Source organism: Glutamicibacter sp. BW77 (assembly GCF_002332285.1).
GTDB classification, from domain to species: domain Bacteria; phylum Actinomycetota; class Actinomycetes; order Actinomycetales; family Micrococcaceae; genus Glutamicibacter; species Glutamicibacter bergerei.
This window is the reverse complement of record NZ_NRGT01000046.1, coordinates 1-1,196: the sequence shown is the minus strand read 5'-3', so window position 1 is coordinate 1,196 and position 1,196 is coordinate 1. Positions and strand designations below refer to the sequence as shown.

The 1,196-nt window shown below is 51.0% G+C and carries 1 pseudogene; it reads left to right on the top strand.

What is annotated here, in order from left to right:
* Window positions 1-212: 212 nt before the first annotated feature.
* Window positions 213-1,196: pseudogene (locus CIK74_RS18685) on the top strand (IS3 family transposase); the annotation flags it as partial.

The following is a 1,196-nucleotide window of genomic DNA, read 5'->3' as shown; positions in this document are numbered from 1 at the left end:
TGAACTGCTCCCCAAATGTTGGACTGAGAAATCAGTAACCACATCTGGGGAGCTTTTCAATGCGCGCAAGAAGCACATTATCCGAGCAACAACGAGAACGACTAGTCGACCTCTTCGAGCAAGGCTTAGGTTATAAAGCAGCCTCAACTGAACTACGAGTGAAGTCAGAACCTGTTCGCCGTCTTTATCGAAGCTGGCATCTTCATGGCAGGCTATGTCTTATGGAAAAACGCACGAAATCCGTCTATTCATTTGAGATCAAGAAGGAAATCGTTGACCGGCATGCGACCGGCGAAACGAGGATGGATCTTGCGAAAGAGTTTAATCTCAGCTCACAAAAGTTGGTTGGGAAATGGGCTAAGCAACATCGTGAGGGCGGCGATGAAGCGCTGATGCTCAAACCAAAGGGCAGGCCCAAAGGCTCCGAAAAACCAGTGGCCTTGAGTGAAGAAGACAAATTACGTCGCGAACTCAAGCGTGTTCAAGCAGAAAACGCATACCTAAAAAAATTGCGGGACTTGAGGAACCAGGGGCACGCCTGAAAACGCTGGCGATCGCAACCCTCAAGTCTGACCACAATCTAGCTGACCTGCTCCACGCAGCAGGGCTAGCCAGATCAACGTATTTCTACCATGCGCAACGGCTCACCGAACCTGACAAGCACCAGAAGCTCAAAGAAGAAATCCAAGCAATCTTCACCGAAAGCAAACATCGGTACGGTTACCGCCGAGTGCGAGTCGAGCTGGTGAAGAAGGACTGGAAGGTGTCTAAGAAACTGGTCTGGAAGCTGATGGATCAGCTGAACCTGAAATCCAAGGTGCGGATACGACGCAAGTACTCCTCCTACAAAGGGAAAACCAGTCATATCGCGGAGAACATACTAAAACGCCAGTTCCAAACCAGGGTGGCGAACACCAAGTGGGTCAGCGACGTGACCGAGTTCCGGGTAGCTGGCAGAAAACTGTATCTGTCACCGATCATGGATTTGTTTGATCACTGCATCATCAGCCATACGATCTCGACTTCGCCGACAACAGCATTTACCAGTGCCAGCCTGGCCGAGGCCTTCGAATCGCAGAGACCGGCATCTGGATTGCTGGTGCACACGGACCAAGGATTTCAATATCAGCATTCGTCGTGGCGTCACCTGCTCACGAAGCACGGTGCGGTGCAATCCATGTCTCGCAAGGGCAATT